The 18,941-nt window shown below is 53.0% G+C and carries 19 protein-coding genes; 7 read left to right on the top strand and 12 right to left on the bottom strand.

Going from position 1 to position 18,941, the window contains the following annotated elements; translation table 11 throughout:
* Positions 1-4: 4 nt before the first annotated feature.
* The 7 genes from P8T57_RS02170 to rpsF all read right to left on the bottom strand — a co-directional run bounded on the left by P8T57_RS02170 (position 5) and on the right by rpsF (position 5,953).
* A complete protein-coding gene (locus tag P8T57_RS02170) occupies positions 5-778 on the bottom strand; it encodes an ABC transporter permease (protein WP_085644512.1) in 774 nt (257 codons plus the stop codon).
* A 59-nt stretch (positions 779-837) separates the two neighbouring features.
* On the bottom strand, positions 838-1,959 hold the full coding sequence (alr, locus tag P8T57_RS02165; RefSeq protein ID WP_071241144.1) for an alanine racemase: 1,122 nt from the start codon (positions 1,957-1,959) through the stop codon (positions 838-840).
* Between the two features lie 43 nt (positions 1,960-2,002).
* Entirely contained in the window at positions 2,003-3,541 is a 1,539-nt protein-coding gene (locus P8T57_RS02160; protein ID WP_007090358.1) for a replicative DNA helicase, read from the bottom strand.
* Positions 3,542-3,728: 187 nt separating this feature from the next.
* The gene (gene rplI, locus P8T57_RS02155; RefSeq protein WP_007090357.1) at positions 3,729-4,334 is read right to left on the bottom strand and encodes a 50S ribosomal protein L9; all 606 of its coding nucleotides are present in this window, start codon (positions 4,332-4,334) and stop codon (positions 3,729-3,731) included.
* Positions 4,334-5,272, bottom strand: a complete 939-nt coding sequence (locus P8T57_RS02150; protein WP_037990085.1) for a DUF2232 domain-containing protein — start codon at positions 5,270-5,272, stop codon at positions 4,334-4,336. The genes rplI and P8T57_RS02150 overlap by 1 nt, the downstream gene beginning before the upstream one ends.
* Before the next feature lie 47 nt (positions 5,273-5,319).
* Positions 5,320-5,553 carry a 30S ribosomal protein S18 gene (gene rpsR, locus P8T57_RS02145; RefSeq protein WP_007090355.1) on the bottom strand — a complete coding sequence of 78 codons (234 nt, stop codon included), beginning with the start codon at positions 5,551-5,553 and terminating at the stop codon, positions 5,320-5,322.
* 22 nt (positions 5,554-5,575) lie between these two features.
* A complete protein-coding gene (gene rpsF, locus P8T57_RS02140) occupies positions 5,576-5,953 on the bottom strand; it encodes a 30S ribosomal protein S6 (RefSeq protein ID WP_007090354.1) in 378 nt (125 codons plus the stop codon).
* Between the two features lie 531 nt (positions 5,954-6,484).
* On the opposite strand from rpsF, the gene fabD reads away from it, so the two are divergent.
* The 5 genes from fabD (at position 6,485) to mltG (ending at position 10,966) form a co-directional block, all read left to right on the top strand.
* On the top strand, positions 6,485-7,426 hold the full coding sequence (gene fabD, locus P8T57_RS02135) for an ACP S-malonyltransferase (protein WP_037990088.1): 942 nt from the start codon (positions 6,485-6,487) through the stop codon (positions 7,424-7,426).
* 38 nt (positions 7,427-7,464) lie between these two features.
* Positions 7,465-8,205 (top strand): 3-oxoacyl-[acyl-carrier-protein] reductase, encoded by a 741-nt coding sequence (gene fabG, locus P8T57_RS02130; RefSeq protein WP_037990091.1) that lies wholly within the window; start codon positions 7,465-7,467, stop codon positions 8,203-8,205.
* A 169-nt stretch (positions 8,206-8,374) separates the two neighbouring features.
* A complete protein-coding gene (locus tag P8T57_RS02125; RefSeq protein WP_007090351.1) occupies positions 8,375-8,611 on the top strand; it encodes an acyl carrier protein in 237 nt (78 codons plus the stop codon).
* A gap of 87 nt (positions 8,612-8,698) precedes the next feature.
* Positions 8,699-9,958, top strand: coding sequence for a beta-ketoacyl-ACP synthase II (gene fabF, locus P8T57_RS02120; RefSeq protein WP_037990093.1), 1,260 nt, complete (start codon positions 8,699-8,701; stop codon positions 9,956-9,958).
* Between the two features lie 33 nt (positions 9,959-9,991).
* Positions 9,992-10,966 carry an endolytic transglycosylase MltG gene (mltG, locus tag P8T57_RS02115; RefSeq protein ID WP_114093982.1) on the top strand — a complete coding sequence of 325 codons (975 nt, stop codon included), beginning with the start codon at positions 9,992-9,994 and terminating at the stop codon, positions 10,964-10,966.
* Positions 10,967-10,986: 20 nt separating this feature from the next.
* Here the strand turns inward: mltG and P8T57_RS02110 are convergent, their stop codons facing one another.
* Complete coding sequence (locus P8T57_RS02110) at positions 10,987-11,811, bottom strand: SDR family NAD(P)-dependent oxidoreductase (protein WP_341364451.1); 825 nt, start codon at positions 11,809-11,811, stop codon at positions 10,987-10,989.
* Between the two features lie 189 nt (positions 11,812-12,000).
* On the opposite strand from P8T57_RS02110, the gene P8T57_RS02105 reads away from it, so the two are divergent.
* The gene (locus P8T57_RS02105) at positions 12,001-12,885 is read left to right on the top strand and encodes a YicC/YloC family endoribonuclease (protein WP_341364450.1); all 885 of its coding nucleotides are present in this window, start codon (positions 12,001-12,003) and stop codon (positions 12,883-12,885) included.
* Positions 12,886-12,895: 10 nt separating this feature from the next.
* Positions 12,896-13,528, top strand: coding sequence for a guanylate kinase (gene gmk / locus P8T57_RS02100; RefSeq protein ID WP_063095640.1), 633 nt, complete (start codon positions 12,896-12,898; stop codon positions 13,526-13,528).
* Positions 13,529-13,549: 21 nt separating this feature from the next.
* Here the strand turns inward: gmk and rsmA are convergent, their stop codons facing one another.
* From rsmA to lptD, 4 genes are read right to left on the bottom strand one after another with little or no spacing between them, the layout of a single operon-like run.
* On the bottom strand, positions 13,550-14,416 hold the full coding sequence (rsmA, locus tag P8T57_RS02095) for a 16S rRNA (adenine(1518)-N(6)/adenine(1519)-N(6))-dimethyltransferase RsmA (protein WP_007090345.1): 867 nt from the start codon (positions 14,414-14,416) through the stop codon (positions 13,550-13,552).
* A gap of 4 nt (positions 14,417-14,420) precedes the next feature.
* Positions 14,421-15,452, bottom strand: a complete 1,032-nt coding sequence (gene pdxA, locus P8T57_RS02090) for a 4-hydroxythreonine-4-phosphate dehydrogenase PdxA (RefSeq protein ID WP_037990104.1) — start codon at positions 15,450-15,452, stop codon at positions 14,421-14,423.
* A gap of 20 nt (positions 15,453-15,472) precedes the next feature.
* Positions 15,473-16,744, bottom strand: coding sequence for a peptidylprolyl isomerase (locus P8T57_RS02085; RefSeq protein ID WP_341364449.1), 1,272 nt, complete (start codon positions 16,742-16,744; stop codon positions 15,473-15,475).
* A gap of 12 nt (positions 16,745-16,756) precedes the next feature.
* Positions 16,757-18,940, bottom strand: coding sequence for an LPS assembly protein LptD (gene lptD / locus P8T57_RS02080; protein WP_341364448.1), 2,184 nt, complete (start codon positions 18,938-18,940; stop codon positions 16,757-16,759).
* Position 18,941 lies beyond the last annotated feature (1 nt).

Genomic DNA, 18,941 nt, shown 5'->3' with positions numbered 1-18,941 from the left:
GACCTTAGCGTGTGAAGAAAAGTTCGGTGACGATGTAGTTCGATATCAGAATCAGGATAGAGCTTGAAACCACAGCATTGGTTGTGGCTTGCCCGACGCCTTGTGCGCCACCACGCGAATGATATCCGTGATAGCAACCCATAAGCGTGATCAGGAAGCCGAAGACCGCCGCCTTCACCAGACCCGAAATCACGTCAAGCTGTTCAAGATACTGGAACGTATTGCGGATATAGGAACCGTCATTGAAGCCGAGCTTGTTCACCCCGACAAGATATCCGCCCAGCACCCCGATGATATCCCCGATCAGGACCAGCACGGGCAGGGTCAGCAGCCCGGCAATGACACGTGGGACCACCAGATATTTGAACGGGTTGGTCGACAGGGTCACCAATGCGTCGATTTGTTCGGTGACGCGCATGGTACCGATTTCAGCCGCAATCGCCGCCCCGACACGACCGGCCACCATCAGGCCGGCCAAAACCGGGCCCAGTTCGCGGGTCATCGAAATGACGACAACCGTGGCAACCGCACTTTCGGCAGAAAAGCGTGAAAAGCCTGAATAGGATTGCAGGGCCAGAACCATCCCGGCAAACAGGGTCGTCATGGCGACGACCGGCAACGAGAAATAGCCAATCTCGCGCATCTGTTTGAAAATCAGTCGGAAATAGAATGGCGGCGTTACCATATGGCCAATGGTGCGCCCGGCAAATACCGTTACGCGACCAACGAGAGCCAAAAAGGCAAGGAACATACGGCCAACCGGCGCAAAGATCGGCATTGGAATTATTATTTCCCCTGTTGCAGGCCAGTCATTGACTGTTGGCCGATTTCTTCAAGTCAGCTTTCTGTATAGACCCGCCGATAGCGATGTCCAAGAGAAGTCAGTATTTCATAACCGATTGTACCCGCAGCACTTGCGATGTCGTCAACCGTCATTTTGTCATCAATCAACGGAATCATATCGCCTGGCTGCAACGGCTTGCCCGGAAGATCGGTGATATCAATACTGATTGCATCCATCGAAACCCGTCCGACATACGGGATTTCATGCCCTTTGATGCGCAGTTTTCCTGAATTCGAAAGCGAACGCAGCCATCCATCGGCATAACCAACGGCGACTGTCGCAATGCGGCTGGCTCGTTCCGCGCGCCAGGTGCCGCCATAACCAACCGCCTCGCCAGCGCCGATCTGACGCACTTGAAGTACCTTTGCGGTCAGTTTTACTACCGGGCGCATCGGGTTGGTGGTTTCGGGGGTCGGGTTTCCACCCCAAAGCGCAAAGCCCGGACGGCAAAATTCGAGGTGATAATCGTTATTACGGAAAATCGCCGAGGAATTGCAGAAACCGCGCGGAGCAGGCGGCAGGCGGCGATACCATTTCATGAACAGTTCGTACTGTTCGGCCGTGACCGGATTTTCAAGCTCGTCGGCAGCGACCGGGTGGGTCATATAGCCCGCTTTTTCGAAGCCGTATAAAAGAGACGAATAACGATCCACCAGTTCGCCGATCTCGCGCGGGGCAAGACCCAAACGGTTCATCCCGGTATCAAGATGAATGAAGGCCGGTGCGGGACGTTCATGTTCACGGCAAAGATTTGACCAACGTTCTATCTGACCAAGGTCATTGAGAACCGGAATGACATCATTTTCGATAAAGAATTCTTCGTCGCCGGGCAGGACACCGTTCAGAACAGCAATGCGACCACCGCCACGCAGAAGCGGGAACAGGTCGGCTGCTTCGTTTGCCTGCGCGACAAAGAAAAGACGGCAACCCTGCTTTTTGAGAACAGGCACAATGGTTTGTGCGCCAAGGCCATAAGCATCTGCTTTGACAACAGCGCCACAAGTCCGCCCTTTGTAGCGTTTCTTGATGATCTGGTAGTTGTCAGCAATCGCCTTCAGATTGATCTGAAGTTCGGCACACTCAGCAGCACGGCCGGCGGCGGGAAGAACGCTCATTCGCAATACCCCGTGGAGTCCGTTTCGGTTTCAGGCTCAAGGCCTATTCATATTCTTCTTCGATATGGTCAAGGTCGCCAAACTTGGTGTAGTTCCCGTCAAAGAACAGGCGTACGTTGCCCACCGGGCCGTGACGCTGTTTGGCGATAATGACTTCTGCGGTGTTATAGACGTGGTTCAGGCGATCCTGCCACTGGGAGTAACGTTCGCCGAACTTGTCGGTAGCTTCTTCCGGACGTTGTGCCGGTTCTGCACGTTCGAGATAATATTGTTCACGGTAAATGAACATCACAACGTCGGCGTCCTGCTCGATCGAGCCCGATTCACGCAAATCCGACAGCTGCGGACGTTTGTCTTCGCGCTGTTCGACGGCACGTGAAAGCTGCGACAGGGCTAGAACCGGAACTTCGAGTTCCTTGGCGATTGCCTTTAGCATACGGGTGATTTCGGAAACTTCCTGTACGCGGCCATCGCCGCGGAAGTTGGTTGGCGGAGCCAGAAGTTGCAGGTAATCGACGACGATCATCGCAAGGCCGTGCTGACGTTTCAGGCGGCGGCAACGTGTGCGCAGGGTCGAAACCGGAAGAGCCGGCGTATCATCGATATAAAGCGGAACGGTATTGAGTTCCTGAGTGGCAACCACAAGACGCTGGAAATCGTCTTCGTTCAAATCGCCGCGGCGCATGTTGTCGCCCGAAACCTCGGCCGCCTGGGACAGAAGTCGCCCAGCCAGCTGTTCTGCCGCCATCTCGAGCGAGAAAACCGCGACAGCGCCGGTCTTGAGTTCGTCGCCTGCCTCGGCACCGGTTTTTCGGTTCTGATGCGATGCAATGGCGGCGTTAAATGCCACGTTCATTGCAAGCGCGGTTTTACCCATTGATGGACGTCCGGCAAGGATCAGCAAGTCAGAAGCGTGCAGACCGCCAAGCTTACGGTCGATATCGCGCAGGCCAGTGGTTACACCAACAACTTTTCCGGCGTTTTTATAGGCGTGTTCAATATTTTCGTATGCCTTGGTCAGGGCAGGGCCGAATGCAACGAAACCGGATTCAGCAGCACCCGCCGTCGCCAGAGAGAAAAGTTTCTGTTCGGCTTTCTCGATCTGGTTGGCGGCGTCAGTTTCGATTTCGTAGCGATAGGCCTCGTTGACGGTGTCTTCGCCGATTTCAATCAGTTCGCGGCGCAGATACAGGTCGTATACCAGTTTGCCGTAATCGCCGGCATTGATAACCGAGACAAGATTGTTTGACAGTTCGGCCAGATATTGCGCGCCACCGATTTCAGCCAGATGTTCGTCCTGCCGAAAGAACGCCGACAGGGTCACCGGGTTGGCTAGCTGACCGCGTTCGATCAATTTGCCGCAGGCTTCAAAAATACGGCCATGGCGGGCGTCCGCGAAATGTTCGGGACGCAGTATATCTGAAACGCGTTCGTAAGCGGCGTTATTGTTCAGGATGGCGCCAAGCAGTGCTGCCTCTGCCTCGAAGTTATGAGGCGGAGTCCGTTCGAGCACCATTTCAGTGTTGCCACCGTGGTTTTCTTCGAGGGGTGCGAACAGGGCATCTAGCTGGGGATCAGTCATGGCGTAAAAAGGTATCAGTCATCTTGTTGGGCTGAAAGGGCTAATCGGTATAACTCATAGCCGGTATTCCGCAAGCGCAGAGGTCGCCTTCGGTGTAAAAAGCTGAAATATATTACAAAACCATAAGAAAACGGCGCATCCTTGCGGATACGCCGTTTCCAAACTGGCTTTGAATGAAAGGCAACGATTAAACGTTGGCTTCTTCTTCGCCTTCAGCTTCGTCAGCAAAGTCTTCCGGAACGTCTTCTTCGAAGAGTTCTTCAGCAGCTTCCAGAGCTTCTTCGGCTTCCATTTCGTCGATGGTGCCCAGAACGGCGCCGCCCTTACGAAGCTGCTCGACGGCATCTTCTTCGGAACGTGCGACGTTGGCGGTCACTTCAACGGAAACTTCCGGGTGCAGGTTGATTTTGACCTGGTGCAGACCAAGGGTCTTGATCGGCTGATCAAGAACGACCTGGGTGCGTGCAACGGTAAAGCCTGCTTCGGTAACCGCGTTCGAGATATCACGTGCGGTAACCGAACCGTAAAGGTGACCAACATCGGATGCCTGACGAACGAGGGTGACAGCAACGTCGCCCATGTTCTCGGCAACCGCTTCGGCTTCTTTGCGGCGGTCAAGGTTGTCAGCTTCAAGCTGTGCTTTTTTAGCTTCGAAAACTGCCAGATTTGCTTTGTTTGCGCGAAGGGCCATGCCCTTCGGAAGCAAACGGTTGCGGGCATGGCCCGGCTTGACGGTGACTACGTCACCCATCTGACCGAGTTTTTCTACCCGCTGGAGCAGAATAACTTCCATCACCGATCCTCCTCATTGCTACGGGTCATCGGTTGTTTCCCCCGCAGCCTGATTAAATGCTCAACAATTCCAAGTCCGGTGATCGCGATAAACGACCATGTGGACAGAACCGCGACGATATAGAATACCGTCAGTATCATACGTTTTTGCGGCCAACGGGCTGCCTGCCCGTGCACCAGTGCCAATCCCTGCATCAGGAACGGCACTGCCAGCACCACCGCGACGTTTCGCGCCACATAGGCCAAAGATCCATCGGCAAAGCCGACCAGAAATCCAGCCAGGGCGAACGCAAACAGTGACCATCCAGGCAAGGCCATCGAGGCCAGATCGGGCGACGGACGCAAATTGCGACCGGACCGCACCAGAATTGCCTGTGCGATCGCAGCATTGGCAAACAGCATAAGAAGCCAGCTTACCGCCACAATCGCCGGGAAATACGTTTGGAACATGTCGATGATATTCTGAAGTTCGGGCGTCATAGGGACCCCCATTTCTGAATACATCTGACCCAGGAACTGCGAAATGAATTCCTGGATGTCCAAACCTTCCGCCGTTACGCTGCCGGTGATGACAATCATCACCATTGCAATCATGACGGCCATGGCGCTTACCACTATTCCGGTCGGAACAAAGCCCGGTTTCCCGGTTTCGTCCTTGCGGATGACCAGCGCCATGCGGGTCAACAACATCGCCGGTCCGGCAAACACGACCATAAAGACCGTGAAAGGCAGCAGTCCCCCCAGTAGAACAAGGGCACTACATGCGGCAATTGCCGCAACCAGCAGGCGTTTTGGACCTTGCCACAATCCGATAAGAAAAAGTGGCAGGTGCCCGAAATATGAAAGCAACAGAGCCAGCGGATTACCTGACAATACAAGCAGGAACAGGACAGAACTGCCCAAACCTGCACCGACTGCCATTAAAATGTTACGCGACATCAGTTACTCCAGGCCCGAGACCGCAAGAGGGTCTCTTGCCGACTGCCTCAGACCTGATCTGAATACGGCAGCAGCGCCAGGAAACGGGCACGTTTAATGGCTTTCGCCAGTTCGCGCTGTTTCTTGGCCGAAACCGCAGTGATACGGCTCGGAACGATTTTGCCGCGTTCGGAAACGAAACGCTGCAGCAGTTTGACATCTTTGTAGTCAATCTTCGGCGCATCCGCACCCGAGAACGGGCAGGTTTTGCGGCGACGGAAAAACAGACGACGTCCAGCCATAATAAATTCTCCTCGCTATCTGTTAGCCGTGCTGACGGGGACCGCCACGGCGATTACCGCCACGGCCGCCGCGCTCGTCGCGGTTACGCAGAATGGCTGACTGTTCTTCTTCGAACTCTTCAACCTTGACAGTCATCTGACGCAGAACGTCCTCGTTCAGGCGCATCTGACGCTCGTATTCCGCGATCGTGGCGTTGTCGGCTTCGATCTGGAAGAGAGTATAGTGACCTTTGCGGTTCTTCTTGACACGGTATGTCAGGGAACGCAGGCCCCAATATTCGGTTTTGGCAATTTTGCCACCAAGACCTTCAACGGTCTGGGCCAGTTTTTCATTCAGGGCTTCGACCTGTGCGGTCGAGAAGTCCTGACGTGCGATAAACACGCTCTCGTACTTATTCATAATACTCCTATTACTCCTTTTGGCTTGTCTCTTCCTCGCATGACCTCGTGCCATGCAGGCATAGCCGGACAACCCCGGCAAGGAGCCGTGAGACGGCGGAATATACACTTTTCCACAGGGCATGCAACCGTAAATGCCCCATCAAACTTCTGCTGAAAACCGCGCGAAACCTGCCATCATGAACGGTATGGGTATTGATCGTTCTTTAATAGTGGTAAACCGCAGAAAACCGGCCTTTTGTGTCATTCAGTGCAGAATTGAATAGCACTTGTATATATCAGGTTGGATGCTTGATGCTTTGCGGGCAAGAACGCGCCGGAAGCAAACAGGCCACGTTGCACTGCGCAACAAGGTTTTGTTTTCGGCGTTTGGCAAGTCTGTTACCTTTCGGGCAACAAAGCGACGGAAAGTCGCATGACAATGTCGTCTGTTCTTGACACAGGGCTTGCGGGCAGTATCAAGGGTAGCTCGAAAAAAGGGATCTGACCGAACCGGGTCCTTACGAAAGCAGACAAGGGTAAATTACACATAATGACACGCGCATTCGTTTTCCCCGGTCAGGGGTCGCAAGCGGTAGGTATGGGCAAGGAACTGGCAGATGCATTTCCGGTTGCCCGCGAAGTTTTTCAGGAAGTTGATGACGCTCTTTCGCAGAAACTCAGCACCCTGATGTTCGAAGGTCCTGAAAACGAATTGACGCTGACGGAGAATGCGCAGCCTGCTCTGATGGCTGTCAGTCTTGCGGTTACCCGTGTTCTTGAATCCGAAGGCGGTTTCAAGCTTGCAGATAAATGTGATCTGGTTGCGGGCCATTCGCTGGGTGAATATTCGGCCCTTGCAGCTGCAGGCACCTTTGGGATTGCAGATGCGGCTCGCCTTCTGAAAATTCGCGGGCAGGCGATGCAGGCCGCTGTGCCGGTTGGTGTCGGCGCGATGGCAGCTCTTCTGGGGCTTAACTATGTCGACGCCGTTGCTGTTGCCGAAGAAGCTGCGCAAGGTGATGTCTGTACCGCTGCAAATGACAATGCCGACGGACAGGTTGTTGTTTCGGGCCATAAGGCGGCCGTTGAGCGCGCGATCGAGATAGCCAAGGAAAAGGGTGCAAAACGCGCTGTTTTGCTGCCGGTATCGGCACCGTTCCATTGCCCGTTGATGCAACCGGCTGCAGACCGTATGGCCGAAGCACTGGCGTCTGTGGCGATGAATGCCCCCGGTAAACCGGTTGTCGCAAACGTGATTGCGGAAAAAACTGCTGATCCGGAAACCATTCGTAAACTCCTTGTGGAGCAGGTTTGCGGAACCGTGCGCTGGCGTGAGTCTGTTCTTTATATGAAAGAGCAGGGTATCACCGATCTGGTGGAGCTGGGCGCGGGTAAAGTTTTGAGTGGTATGGTTCGCCGTATCGACCGTGATCTTACCGGTTTGGCCGTTAACGGCCCGGCCGATATCGAAAGCTTCCTCGGCACGCTTTAAGCGTTGCTCGAAACAGACGAACCCAAAGGGATAGATTGATGTTTGATCTTGCAGGCAAGACCGCACTTGTAACCGGCGCGACTGGTGGTATCGGCGGTGAAATTGCCAAAATTCTGGCTGCGGCCGGTGCAAAGGTTGCTCTTTCGGGCACGCGCGTAGAACGCCTTCAGGCTGTTGCTGCGGAAATTGGTGAAAATGCTGTTGTCGTTCCGGGTAACCTTTCTGATCAGGAATCGGTTGCCGGTCTGATCAAGGATGCCGAAGAAGCCCTTGGCGGTCAGCTTGACATTCTGGTCAATAATGCTGGTATTACCCGTGATCAGCTCGCGATGCGCATGAAAGACGAAGACTGGCAGGCGGTTCTCGATGTGAACTTGACGGCTGCTTTCAAGCTTGCGCGGAACTCGTTGCGCGGGATGATGAAACGCCGTCATGGCCGTATTATCAATATTACCTCGATCGTTGGTGTGACAGGGAATCCGGGCCAGGCCAACTATTCGGCAGCGAAGGCCGGAATGATCGGATGGTCAAAATCCTTGGCACAGGAAGTTGCATCGCGCGGAATTACTGTTAACTGTGTTGCACCGGGGTTCATTACCACGGCGATGACTGACGAGCTTGATGACGGACAGAAAGAAAAGCTTCTGGCCAATGTTCCTGCCGGGCGCATGGGGGAAAGCAAAGAGATCGCAGCAGCGGTTCTGTATCTGGCAAGCGACGAAGCCGCTTATGTCACGGGGCAGACCTTGCATGTGAATGGCGGAATGGCGATGATTTAACCCGTTGCGGGTTGCTTGCTTTTCTGTTTAAAAGAGGCCGCTATAGAAAATCACGAAACCGGCAATTGCGGTTGTCGGATTCCGGTCCTCGCAAATTCCTTCAATAGGGGGAAGGCGCGAAGAACCAATCAAAACCAACTGACAGAAAACCTATTGAAGGATTTGAGCTATGAGTGATGTCGCAGATCGCGTGAAGAAGATCGTTGTCGAGCACCTCGGTGTTGAGGAAGACAAGGTCACCGAAAACGCAAGCTTCATCGACGATCTGGGCGCCGACAGCCTGGACACTGTCGAGCTGGTCATGGCGTTTGAAGAAGAATTCGGTTGCGAAATTCCTGATGACGCAGCAGAAAAAATTCTGACCGTTAAAGACGCGATCGACTTCATCGAAAAGGCGAACGGCTAATCTTGCCGTGAGACATGGGCGCCAGAGGGCATCCTCAGGCGCCCTTTTCGTCTTTGCTGTATTCATAAAATAAAGGCGTAGTGCGGGATGAGACGCGTAGTTGTTACCGGTATTGGTGCTGTTACTCCGCTTGCCAGCGGCGCACAGAACACCTGGCAGAAATTGCTGGACGGCCAATCCGGAATCAAAAGCATCGACACTTTCGATGTGTCCGATATCCCGGCCAAGATCGCTGGCCTTGTGCCGCGCGGTGTGGGTGACGGACTTTTCAACGCGGAAGATCATGTCTCGATCAAAGACATGAAAAAAATGGACGATTTCATCGTCTATGGTGTTGCCGCTGCCGATCAGGCACTGGCCGATTCCGGCTGGAAGCCCGAAACTGATGAAGACCAGGAAAATACTGGTGTTTTGATCGGTTCGGGTATTGGTGGTTTACCGAAGATCTCCGAAGCCACGGAGCTGGTGAATAACGGCAAAACCCGCCGTGTCAGCCCATTTTTCATTCCGTCCTGCCTGATCAATCTGGTTTCCGGCCAGGTTTCGATCAAACATGGCCTTAAAGGTCCTAACCATGCTGTCGTTACGGCATGTTCAACCGGTGCGCACGCCATTGGCGACGCATCGCGCATGATCATGCTGGGCGATGCCGATGTTATGGTTGCCGGGGGGGCTGAAGCCGCTGTTTGCCGGTTGGGTATGGCGGGCTTTGCTGCGGCGCGTGCCTTGTCCACCGGTTACAACGATACCCCGACCGAAGCATCGCGCCCCTGGGATCAGGGCCGTGACGGTTTTGTCATGGGGGAAGGTGCCGGTTGTGTGGTGCTTGAAGAATACGAGCACGCCAAAGCCCGTGGCGCTAGAATCTATGCCGAAGTTGCCGGTTATGGCATGTCGGGTGACGCTTATCACATCACGGCACCTGCCGAAGACGGCAATGGTGGTTTCCGTTCGATGCGCAATGCCCTTCGCAATGCGGGCGTTAACCCGGAAGACGTCGATTATGTGAACGCACATGGTACGTCGACTCCGTTGGGTGATGAAATCGAACTCGGTGCGGTAAAACGTCTGTTCGGGGATTCGGTATCGAAACTTTCGATGTCCTCGACCAAATCGGCAACCGGCCATCTTCTTGGCGCAGCAGGTGCGATTGAGGCTGTGTTCTCGATCCTTGCAATCCATGAAGGTATTGTTCCGCCGACCCTTAACCTGCGTAATCCTTCCGAAGCTTGCCTCGGAATTGATCTGGTTCCGCTTGAAGCGAAGAAACGCAAGGTCAATGTCGCCCTGTCGAACTCGTTCGGCTTTGGCGGTACCAATGCTTCGCTGGTCTTCAAAGGCGTTTAAGACAGCAGATTCAACCTGACAGAGGGAAACCCCTTGAAGCGTTTTCTGCTTGTTCTTGGCTTTTTATGCATCACCGCCGCGCTCACCATTGGTGGGGCGGCGGTGTATGTTTATGTGCAGTATACATCGCCCAGCAAACTGGCACAGGGCAGTGATATTGTCATTCCGCAGGGTACCGGTGTTCGCGGGATTGCGGACATCTTTCGCCGCCAAAATATTATTCAGGAACCGCTTGTGTTTCTGCTTGGCGTCCGCATCGCCGGGCTTGATCGGGCATTGCGCGCAGGAGAATATCATTTTCCTGCACGTGTCAGCCCCAAACAGGCTGCAGAAATTCTTGCGACCGGCGATACTGTAAAACGGTTTGTGACGATCCCTGAAGGGCTGCGCTCAAGCGAGATCGTCACCCGTATCAATCTTGTAGATGGTCTCATTGGTGAAATTTCTGATGTTCCGCCTGATGGTATGCTTCTGCCAGAGACCTATCAGTTTTCGTTCGGTGACACGAAACAAAGCATCATTGATCGTATGGCAGCAGCACATGATGCGCTGGTAACCCAGTTATGGCCGGGACGAAAAGCCAATCTGCCATATGATACCATCGAAGAAGCAATTGTTCTGGCATCGATTGTAGAACGGGAAACCGGTGTTGCTGCGGAACGTCCACGTGTTGCGGGGGTTTTTGTCAACCGGCTCAGAATGAATATGCGTTTGCAGTCCGATCCGACGGTTGCTTATGCAATCAGCCCGGATAAACCGCTTGACCGTGCCTTGACGCGCGCTGATTTGAAATTCGATAGTTCCTACAACACTTATGTGTCATCCGGGTTACCGCCGGGACCGATCACAAATCCTGGACGTGATGCGATCTATGCCGTTTTGCATCCTGCCGAAACTGACGAGGTTTATTTCGTTGCGGATGGAACGGGCGGTCATGCCTTTGCCCGGACTTTGGACGAGCATAACCGCAATGTCGCGCGTTGGCGCCGCATCCGGGATCGCCAATAAGTAACTGGTTATCCCCGTTTTTATTGACGCGGCTGTATATGTTCGGAAGTTGATGCCAGTCTTTGGCGCGTTTGGCTTTTCGATGCCTTTCGCGGGATACGCGATGCCGCCATGTCCAGCAGTGATTGCGGGACCATTTTCAGAACACCAACCAGAATGTTCATTTGCCAGGGAAACGCGATCATTCCCTTGTTCTTCGACAGGCCTTTATCAATCTTGATTGCGGCCTTGTCGGCCTGCATGAAGAATGGCATGGGAAAGTCGTTGGTATCGGTAATGCGGCTTTTGACAAATCCCGGACAAATCACATTCACCTTTATTCCGAAGGGGGCAAGGGCACCCCGTAGTCCTTCGCCATACGTCCTTACGGCGGCCTTGCTGGCACAATAAGCCGGGGCGGACGGAAGACCACGCCAAGATGCCTGCGATGAAACCAGTGCGATCTGGCCGTTCCCACGTGCGGACATGAAGTCGATGGCAGGATCAATCGTGTTGAGAACACCTGCAACATTGGTTGCAAAAATATCGCGTACCTGATCGGGGTCTTCACCCTCGCTGCCGGTTCCGGCTGAAATACCCGCATTGGCGATAATCAGGCTCAGCGGTGTAATCTGGTCGCATTTGGTAACATATTCAGCCATCGTTTCGCGTTCGGTCACATCAAGCACATCGGCAAATACATTTGCCCCTGCCGCGCGGCATTCATTTTCGACCAGTTTCAAACGTGTTTGGTCCCGGCCGCTGATAAACAGGGTGACCCCGGTGCGGGCATAGTGACGCGCAAGGGCGGCCCCGATGCCCGAGCTGGCACCGGTAATCAGGATGGCGTGGTATTGCAGTGACATGGTTGCTCGTGATCCCGTTGGACGTGTTCCGAATTGTTCGCGCGGAACATGGGACAGCATTAGGGCAGCATTATGAAATGCGGGCAATAACTGTCTGTCTTGATGATCGATCATCAAACGACAATCCCTTGGCGCGCCGAGGCACAACCGTTATAAACGGGCAACCGACAATTCAGACTGGATAAGAATATGACCGTATCAAGCATGACCGGGTTCGCCCGCACCGACGGCGGTGCAGAAGGCTTTGGCTGGACCTGGGAGCTTCGCAGTGTCAATGGCAAGGGATTGGACGTTCGTACGCGCCTTAGCGGCGGCTTTGAACGTCTGGAGCCTGTTGTACGAGACGCCGTCGTCAAACGGTTCAAGCGAGGCAATATGGGGGTCACGTTAAATGTTGTCCGCCCCGGGGAAACCAGTGCCTATCGCATTAACCGCGATTTACTTGCCGAATTGGTTGCGCTAGCCGAGGAATTTGATCGCGCCAGCAGCCTTTCGGCCGGAACGATTGCAGATTTGATGAATGTGCGTGGCGTTCTCGAAGCGGTCGAACAGCAGGAAGACGACGACAGTCGCGAAAATCTGGATGCCGCGATCCTTGAAAGCTTTGGCGAGGCGCTTGATCAACTGGCAGCCCATCGCGCCGAAGAAGGAGCGAAGCTTGACGAAATGCTGCGCGGTCATATTGATCGTATCGAGGAAACCGTCCTGAGTGCTGAAAATTGCGCGTCCGTTCGAAGCGATGCGATCAAGGCAAAGCTCAAGCGTCAGATCGATGAGCTGATGGAAACAGGCAAGTTCGATCCCGAACGGCTTCATCAGGAAGCAGCTTTGCTTGCGACCAAGGCGGATGTTCGGGAGGAAATCGATCGACTTAAAGCCCATATTATCGCCGCACGCGACATGGTCCAAAAAGGCGGTGCGATTGGCCGTAAACTTGATTTCCAATGTCAGGAATTCAATCGTGAAGCCAATACGCTCTGTTCCAAGGCGAATGATATCGAACTGACCAATTGCGGCATGGAGCTTAAGGTCATAATCGATCAACTGCGCGAGCAGGTTCAGAACGTTGAATAAGGACAATCCAATGACGGATCAGGCAAAACGTCGTGGTGTTATGCTGGTATTCTGTGCCCCTTCAGGGGCAGGGAAAACCACGATCACACGCCAGATTTTGGAAAAAGACAGCCAGATTTCTCTTTCGGTTTCTGCGACAACACGTGCAGCGCGTCCGGGCGAGGAAGAAGGGATACACTACTTCTTCAAATCCGTTGATGCCTTCAAGCATATGATCGCCGATGATGAATTGCTGGAATGGGCGGAAGTGTTTGGCAACTATTATGGCACGCCTAGCGGCCCGGTCGAAAAGGCGCTTTCCGAAGGCCACGATGTTCTGTTTGACATTGACTGGCAAGGCGCGCGGCAAATACGCGAGAAGGGTGGGGATGATGTTGTTTCTGTCTTCATCCTGCCGCCCTCGTCAGCCGAGCTTGAACGCCGTCTTCGTGACCGGGGACAGGATGCTGATGATGTGATCATGAAGCGTATGGCAAAAGCCGGTGCCGAAATCAGCCATTGGGAAGAATTTGACTATGTTCTGATCAATGATGACCTTGAACGTTGTCTTGCCGATGTACAACATATCATTGGTGCCGAACGCGTTAAACGCGAACGCCAATCCCAACTGCCGGGGTTCGTTAAAAAGCTTTTGACAGATTGATGATCCGAAATGGCCGCCTGATCAGGCGACCATTTCGTCATGAACAAGTGTTAGTCGAACGAAATCGGCTACACTTAATTCTTCTGCACGTGCTGTCTCTGTAATTTGTGCACGTTCCAACAACATTCCGACATCCATGTTCAATGTCTTCAGGCTGGCGCGCAGCATCTTGCGCCTTTGGCCAAAGGCTGCCTGTGTGATCTTGCCCAGACTGACAAGATTTACAGCTTCGCCTCGATCTGTTTTGGGACGCAGTTGAACGACAGCTGAGGTTACCTTGGGCGGTGGGGTGAAGGCACTACGGTGCACATCAAAAAGTATCTGGCAGTCACATAAATACTGGCACAGGACCGAAAGGCGGCCATAGGCCTTGCTTTTCGGGGCGGCGACAACGCGCTCTGCGACTTCTTTCTGGAACATCAAGGTCAGGCTGGCAAACTGATCAATCTGCATCAGCCAACCCAGCAAAAGTTGCGTACCCACGTTATAGGGAAGGTTGGCGACAATCTTTCGCGGAGCCGGGCCGAGTGACGTAACATCAACGTCAAGCGCATCCCCATCGATCACATGAAGCGCCCCCGGATAGTGATTGCTGATTTGTTCAAGAACCGGTTGGCAACGGGGATCACGTTCGATAACCGTCAAGTTCTTTGCGCCATGATAAAGCAAGGCGCGTGTCAGACCACCGGGGCCTGGACCGATTTCAATTACGGTTGCGTCATCCAGTGGTGCAGCCGCGCGCGCGATCCGCCCGGTCAGGTTCAGATCAAAAAGGAAATTCTGGCCAAACTTCTTCTGCGCGGACAGTTCATGCGTTGCAATGACGTCGCGCAAGGGTGGAAGCCCATCATTGGCAAGGCTGGTGGTTTCGTTGTTCTGGTCTGACACGATGTCAGGCTCCTTGTGAGGCAGCGTTGCCGGCTACTCGTTTATGTGCCATCTCAGCCGCCATTTTGATGGCCGCGATCAGGCTGTCAGGCCGTGCGATGCCTTTACCTGCGATATCAAGAGCCGTCCCGTGATCAGGGGACGTTCTGATAAAGGGCAATCCTAGCGTGACGTTCACACCGCCATGGAAATCAAGTGTTTTGACCGGAATCAGAGCCTGATCATGATAGGAACATAGGGCGACATCGTAGTTTGCACGTGCCTCGGCATGGAACATGGTATCTGCGGGGAGGGGCCCAACGACATCAAACCCCTCATTCTGCAATGCCTTTATGGCAGGACGTATTATCCTGATTTCTTCGTCGCCCATTGATCCATCTTCACCTGCATGCGGGTTTAATCCGGCAATCGCAAGCCTTGGTTTTTCCAGCCCAAAATCCCGTTGCAACGACTTTGACGTGATGCGGACCAATTGTTTGATCATTTCACTGGTAAGTTGCTTTGGCACTTCCGAAAGGGCGATGTGGATTGTCATCGGTACGACGCGCAATTGACTATTGGCCAACATCATAACCGGGATGGTGCCCGGACCAGAAAGCTCTGCCAGAAATTCGGTATGGCCGGGATGTTTGAAACCGGCCTGATAAAGCGCGCTCTTCTGAATCGGGTTGGTTACCACAGCACTTGCTGTTCCTGATCGCGTCAAGTTAACGGCATGGTTAATGCTGTCTATGACAATAGATGCGGTTTTGCTGGATGCCGTTCCATGTTTGATATCTTGCGCTGTGCCGGGGATTTCAAAAACCGGAAGGGCGTCCTCGAAGAACTTACCTGTTTGGCTGACCTCGTTTATCACCTTGGTTTTTACCCGCAGCCCAAGACTTTCGATGGTTTGATCCATGATTGTCTTGGGACTGAGAATGAAAAATGGAGGAAGTACATGGTCTTTGCGCGACAGCCACGCCTTGAGGGCGAGCTCCGGGCCGATGCCGCCCGGTTCTCCCAGTGTCATTGCAATCGGCTTGATGTTGCTCATCGGTTGGCGTCCTTTCCGGATTACATCCGGATATCGATAAACGCATTGCGGCGCAATTCACGCAGTTTACGGCGCGCCAGAATTTCGAGGCGTTCCATTTCAAGACGTTGGCGGATGCTTTCCCGATCCGGAAGAGTACTTTCTTCTGTCTTGTCGCAAACCATGACAAGCAGGGCACCGCCATCAACCTTGATCAGATCGGAAATACCGCCTTTATCCAGATTTGCGACGGCATTGCGTACAGGCCCTGCAAGATCGTTTGGTGATATGCCTTCGGTCTTTCCGCTCATGTCCGAACCAAGGTCAACCGCGACATTTGCCAATGATTGGCAACTATCGGCAGTTTCTTTGGCATTTTGCAGGATACCAAGTTTGGAGTTGACCTCATCTTGGGGCGTGTTGGCTGCAATCGGAACAAAGAGCTGATATAGATCAAGCCGGACATCAGTCAGGGCGTTGGCATCTCCCCGACGGCGTTCAAGCAGTTTCAGGATGTAATATCCGCGAATGGTTCTGATAGGATCACTTACATCGCCCGGCTGCATCTGGTTAATGGCCTGCTGCAATTCTCCGGCCATTTCACCAGAATAAAGCCAGCCAAGGTTACCACCGTTTGCTGCACTTGAGCTTGCCGAAAACTGTCTCGCCAGGCCGCCAAAATTAGCCCCCTGTTCAAGGGCCCGGATCACCTCGCGGGCATTCTGGTAAACTTTGGTTTCGTCCTGCGGATTATCGACAGGCAGGAAAATTTCCTGAACATTGTTACGCGGCTTGCCCTGGTTGCTGCGAATACGTTCGAGGTTGTCATCAATTTCTGTATCGGAAATCTCGATTTCGCGACGCATGGAACCCAAAAGTTTCTGCCATGCAATTTGGGGACGGATCTGGTTTCTTATGGTTTCTGGTGCGATACCATTCTGAGCCAGAAACTGGTCAAGCCCCCCCGTTGGCAATCCTGAATTTTGCTCGATCAGGGTTTTGGCGCGATCAATATCTGCGTCCGTCACATCAAAGCCGCGACGTTCAGATTCCTGCAGTTGCAGCTTTTCATTGATCAGCTGCTGTAAAATCTGTGGTGCCATCTCCTGGCTTCGTTGCGGGCTCATCGGAATATTGGAAGAGGCAGCGACAAGCTTGATACGTTCTACCAGATCGACCACCGAAATCGGGGCATCATTGACGACAGCTGCGACGCCGATCGTGCTTTGAGCTCTTGCTGTCGATATCGAAACAGCAGCAAAAAGCATGACAGCAATTGCTGCGACGAGATGAGAAAGTCTGGTGCTATGCAAAGTTATACTGCCTTATAATCCGGCTGCTGACGCAAATTCGCCAAGTGTTTTGAATACCAGTCGGAAAAGAATCTCATCCGACTGACCAAGGTCCTGATCTTCGTAGAATGTTCTTCTGACCCGTCCGTCAAACACGAAGCATTCGTCTTCGTAAACAAAGCCGAAACCGTATTCAAGAGGGTCGTTCTGATCAAGATCATAGCGACTATATGCCATCCCCGACCAGAACTCGCTGAACTGGCGCTCTGCACGGAAATAAAGTTCTTCTCGTTGCCCGAACTCATCACTGCCAGCATCTTCTGCAAAGTGAACGTAATCCAGATTAAGGCGTAACGTTTCCTTTTCACCCAAACCTGCTGATACCTGATTTCGGCGTGTCGAGAAATCTTCATTATCAAGCCTGAAGCGATAGGTCAGGTCGACATATTTGTTTGGAGAGACGGTTACTCTGCCGACATAATCCGACAGATGATCTTCGAGGCCAGTGCCTTCTTCAAAGGTATCGCCCTTGTTGGCGCGATAGCTTTGGCCGAACATGGCACTGGTATATCCTCCTTCCTCACCGTAGACCCCCCATTCAAGGCCGTAGCTGGTTCTAAAACCGTCTTCTGCACGGTCAAGGCCACTATATCTGTCATGTGAGAAAATATTGATGTCATCAAACTCGAATGACTGGGAGTCTTCATTCGGAATCTCGTCCGGGTTTCCACCGTTTGGCGACCATGCGGCCATGACAATCGGTTTGATGATATGATGGTAGCTGCCCTGATTGTTCACAAATGGCATGTTCCAGTCGACGGCTGCCAATGGAAGAATTCGGCCTGCATATCCGTTGTAATCCTGTTGACCGTCTCTCGATACATCCGAAACCATGTAATTGTCGGTGCGAATGGACATCGAGAGCTTTGTTACGTCCCCAAGTGATCCGATATAGGGCAGAGCCCAGCCTGCTTTGGCGGAAAGGCGATGAGAGTCCGCCCCTTCTTCCCGGGTGAGTGACAAGGCATCCAAATCAAGGGTGGTGTAACTGCCATATTTCGCCGGAGCCGTTTGACCGTGGAATTGTGCGTGTGGCAAAATGATGGGTGTCGTATCCCGATCATCTTCGGCCTTTAGCCCTTGGAAATAATAGCCGTCGACACGGCTATAACTGGCCCCTCTGAAACCCTCGGTAAACAGGTTGGAGGTCAAAACAGACGGTGAGCCAAAACCATATCGGCTCATATAGGTCTTTTCAGAAGCCTGTTCTGCATCAAATCCCCACCGCCATGTTTTATCGATGTCAAAGCGGCCTTTTGCATCAATGTGCCCCTGAAAGTCGTCCGTATCGTCACTGGTAACACTACTGACAACTTCCATTTCACCGCTGTCAAAGCGTTGGCGATACTCACTGGCGAGAACCGGGCCTTCGTCCGTTGTGTAGATAGGACGAAGGGTCAGATCCTTGCTTTGATCAATAGCCCAATAATAGGGCAATTCGAAGAACGATCCGACATAACTCGTGCTACCAAAAGATGGTGCCAAAAGACCTGATTGACGTTTAACTGTTGGATCAGGATGCTGGAAATACGGCGAATAAAGAACCGGAATTCCTGCAAATTCCAGTCGGGCATCTTCGTATTCCACGGTTTTTTCTTTGGCATCGTGAAGAACACGGGCTGCTTTGATGCGCCAAAGCGGTGGTGTTTCCGGATCGTCTTCGCAAACCTTGCAAGGAGAGTAAACCGCCTTGGCAATTTCGGTAAAATTCCCGCCGCTTCTGCGCGCGCCGGTACCGGCAATTCGAGTGTTTTCATCAAGAAGAACATAAATGTCTTCAACAATGCCTTCCTTGAAATCACCCGAGAGTTCGACATGACTTGCAAACGTCACTTCACCGGTTGGTTCGGTAATACTGACATTGCCAGACGCCGTAAGCACGTCCTGTGATCTGTCATAGCTGACGGTATCTGCCAGCAAAATACGACCATCCCGCGAGATTTCGACATTGCCGCGCGCTGTTACCGTTTGAAGTTCCCGGTTATAGTCAACTTCATCCGCACTGAAAAGAATCTTGGACTGTTCGTCGTTTCCAGTGGTCACTTCATCGGACTGCTGTGCCTTGGCGGCAATCGAATATGTTCCGGCCAAAGCAAATGCACAGCCCAGGATGGTCCCCGTTGCCAGTCTTTTTATCATTCCCCCTGTATGAGCCATT

This window comes from Thalassospira sp. SN3W (assembly GCF_038070535.1).
GTDB lineage: Bacteria > Pseudomonadota > Alphaproteobacteria > Rhodospirillales > Thalassospiraceae > Thalassospira > Thalassospira xiamenensis.
The sequence above is the reverse complement of the archived record's forward strand: the minus strand, read 5'-3'. Positions and strand labels throughout refer to the sequence as shown.

Excerpts from the sequence above, each read along its gene's own strand:
- rpsR (WP_007090355.1), bottom strand. The coding sequence starts at position 5,553 with ATGGCTGGACGTCGTCTGTTTTTCCGTCGCCGCAAAACCTGCCCGTTC.
- lptD (WP_341364448.1), bottom strand. The coding sequence starts at position 18,940 with ATGGCTCATACAGGGGGAATGATAAAAAGACTGGCAACGGGGACCATC.
- P8T57_RS02170 (WP_085644512.1), bottom strand. The coding sequence starts at position 778 with ATGCCGATCTTTGCGCCGGTTGGCCGTATGTTCCTTGCCTTTTTGGCT.
- pdxA (WP_037990104.1), bottom strand. The coding sequence starts at position 15,452 with ATGAGCAACATCAAGCCGATTGCAATGACACTGGGAGAACCGGGCGGC.
- rpsF (WP_007090354.1), bottom strand. The coding sequence starts at position 5,953 with ATGAATAAGTACGAGAGCGTGTTTATCGCACGTCAGGACTTCTCGACC.
- fabG (WP_037990091.1), top strand. The coding sequence starts at position 7,465 with ATGTTTGATCTTGCAGGCAAGACCGCACTTGTAACCGGCGCGACTGGT.
- P8T57_RS02125 (WP_007090351.1), top strand. The coding sequence starts at position 8,375 with ATGAGTGATGTCGCAGATCGCGTGAAGAAGATCGTTGTCGAGCACCTC.
- gmk (WP_063095640.1), top strand. The coding sequence starts at position 12,896 with ATGACGGATCAGGCAAAACGTCGTGGTGTTATGCTGGTATTCTGTGCC.
- P8T57_RS02110 (WP_341364451.1), bottom strand. The coding sequence starts at position 11,811 with ATGTCACTGCAATACCACGCCATCCTGATTACCGGTGCCAGCTCGGGC.
- P8T57_RS02150 (WP_037990085.1), bottom strand. The coding sequence starts at position 5,272 with ATGTCGCGTAACATTTTAATGGCAGTCGGTGCAGGTTTGGGCAGTTCT.
- P8T57_RS02105 (WP_341364450.1), top strand. The coding sequence starts at position 12,001 with ATGACCGTATCAAGCATGACCGGGTTCGCCCGCACCGACGGCGGTGCA.
- fabF (WP_037990093.1), top strand. The coding sequence starts at position 8,699 with ATGAGACGCGTAGTTGTTACCGGTATTGGTGCTGTTACTCCGCTTGCC.
- fabD (WP_037990088.1), top strand. The coding sequence starts at position 6,485 with ATGACACGCGCATTCGTTTTCCCCGGTCAGGGGTCGCAAGCGGTAGGT.
- alr (WP_071241144.1), bottom strand. The coding sequence starts at position 1,959 with ATGAGCGTTCTTCCCGCCGCCGGCCGTGCTGCTGAGTGTGCCGAACTT.
- rplI (WP_007090357.1), bottom strand. The coding sequence starts at position 4,334 with ATGGAAGTTATTCTGCTCCAGCGGGTAGAAAAACTCGGTCAGATGGGT.
- P8T57_RS02160 (WP_007090358.1), bottom strand. The coding sequence starts at position 3,541 with ATGACTGATCCCCAGCTAGATGCCCTGTTCGCACCCCTCGAAGAAAAC.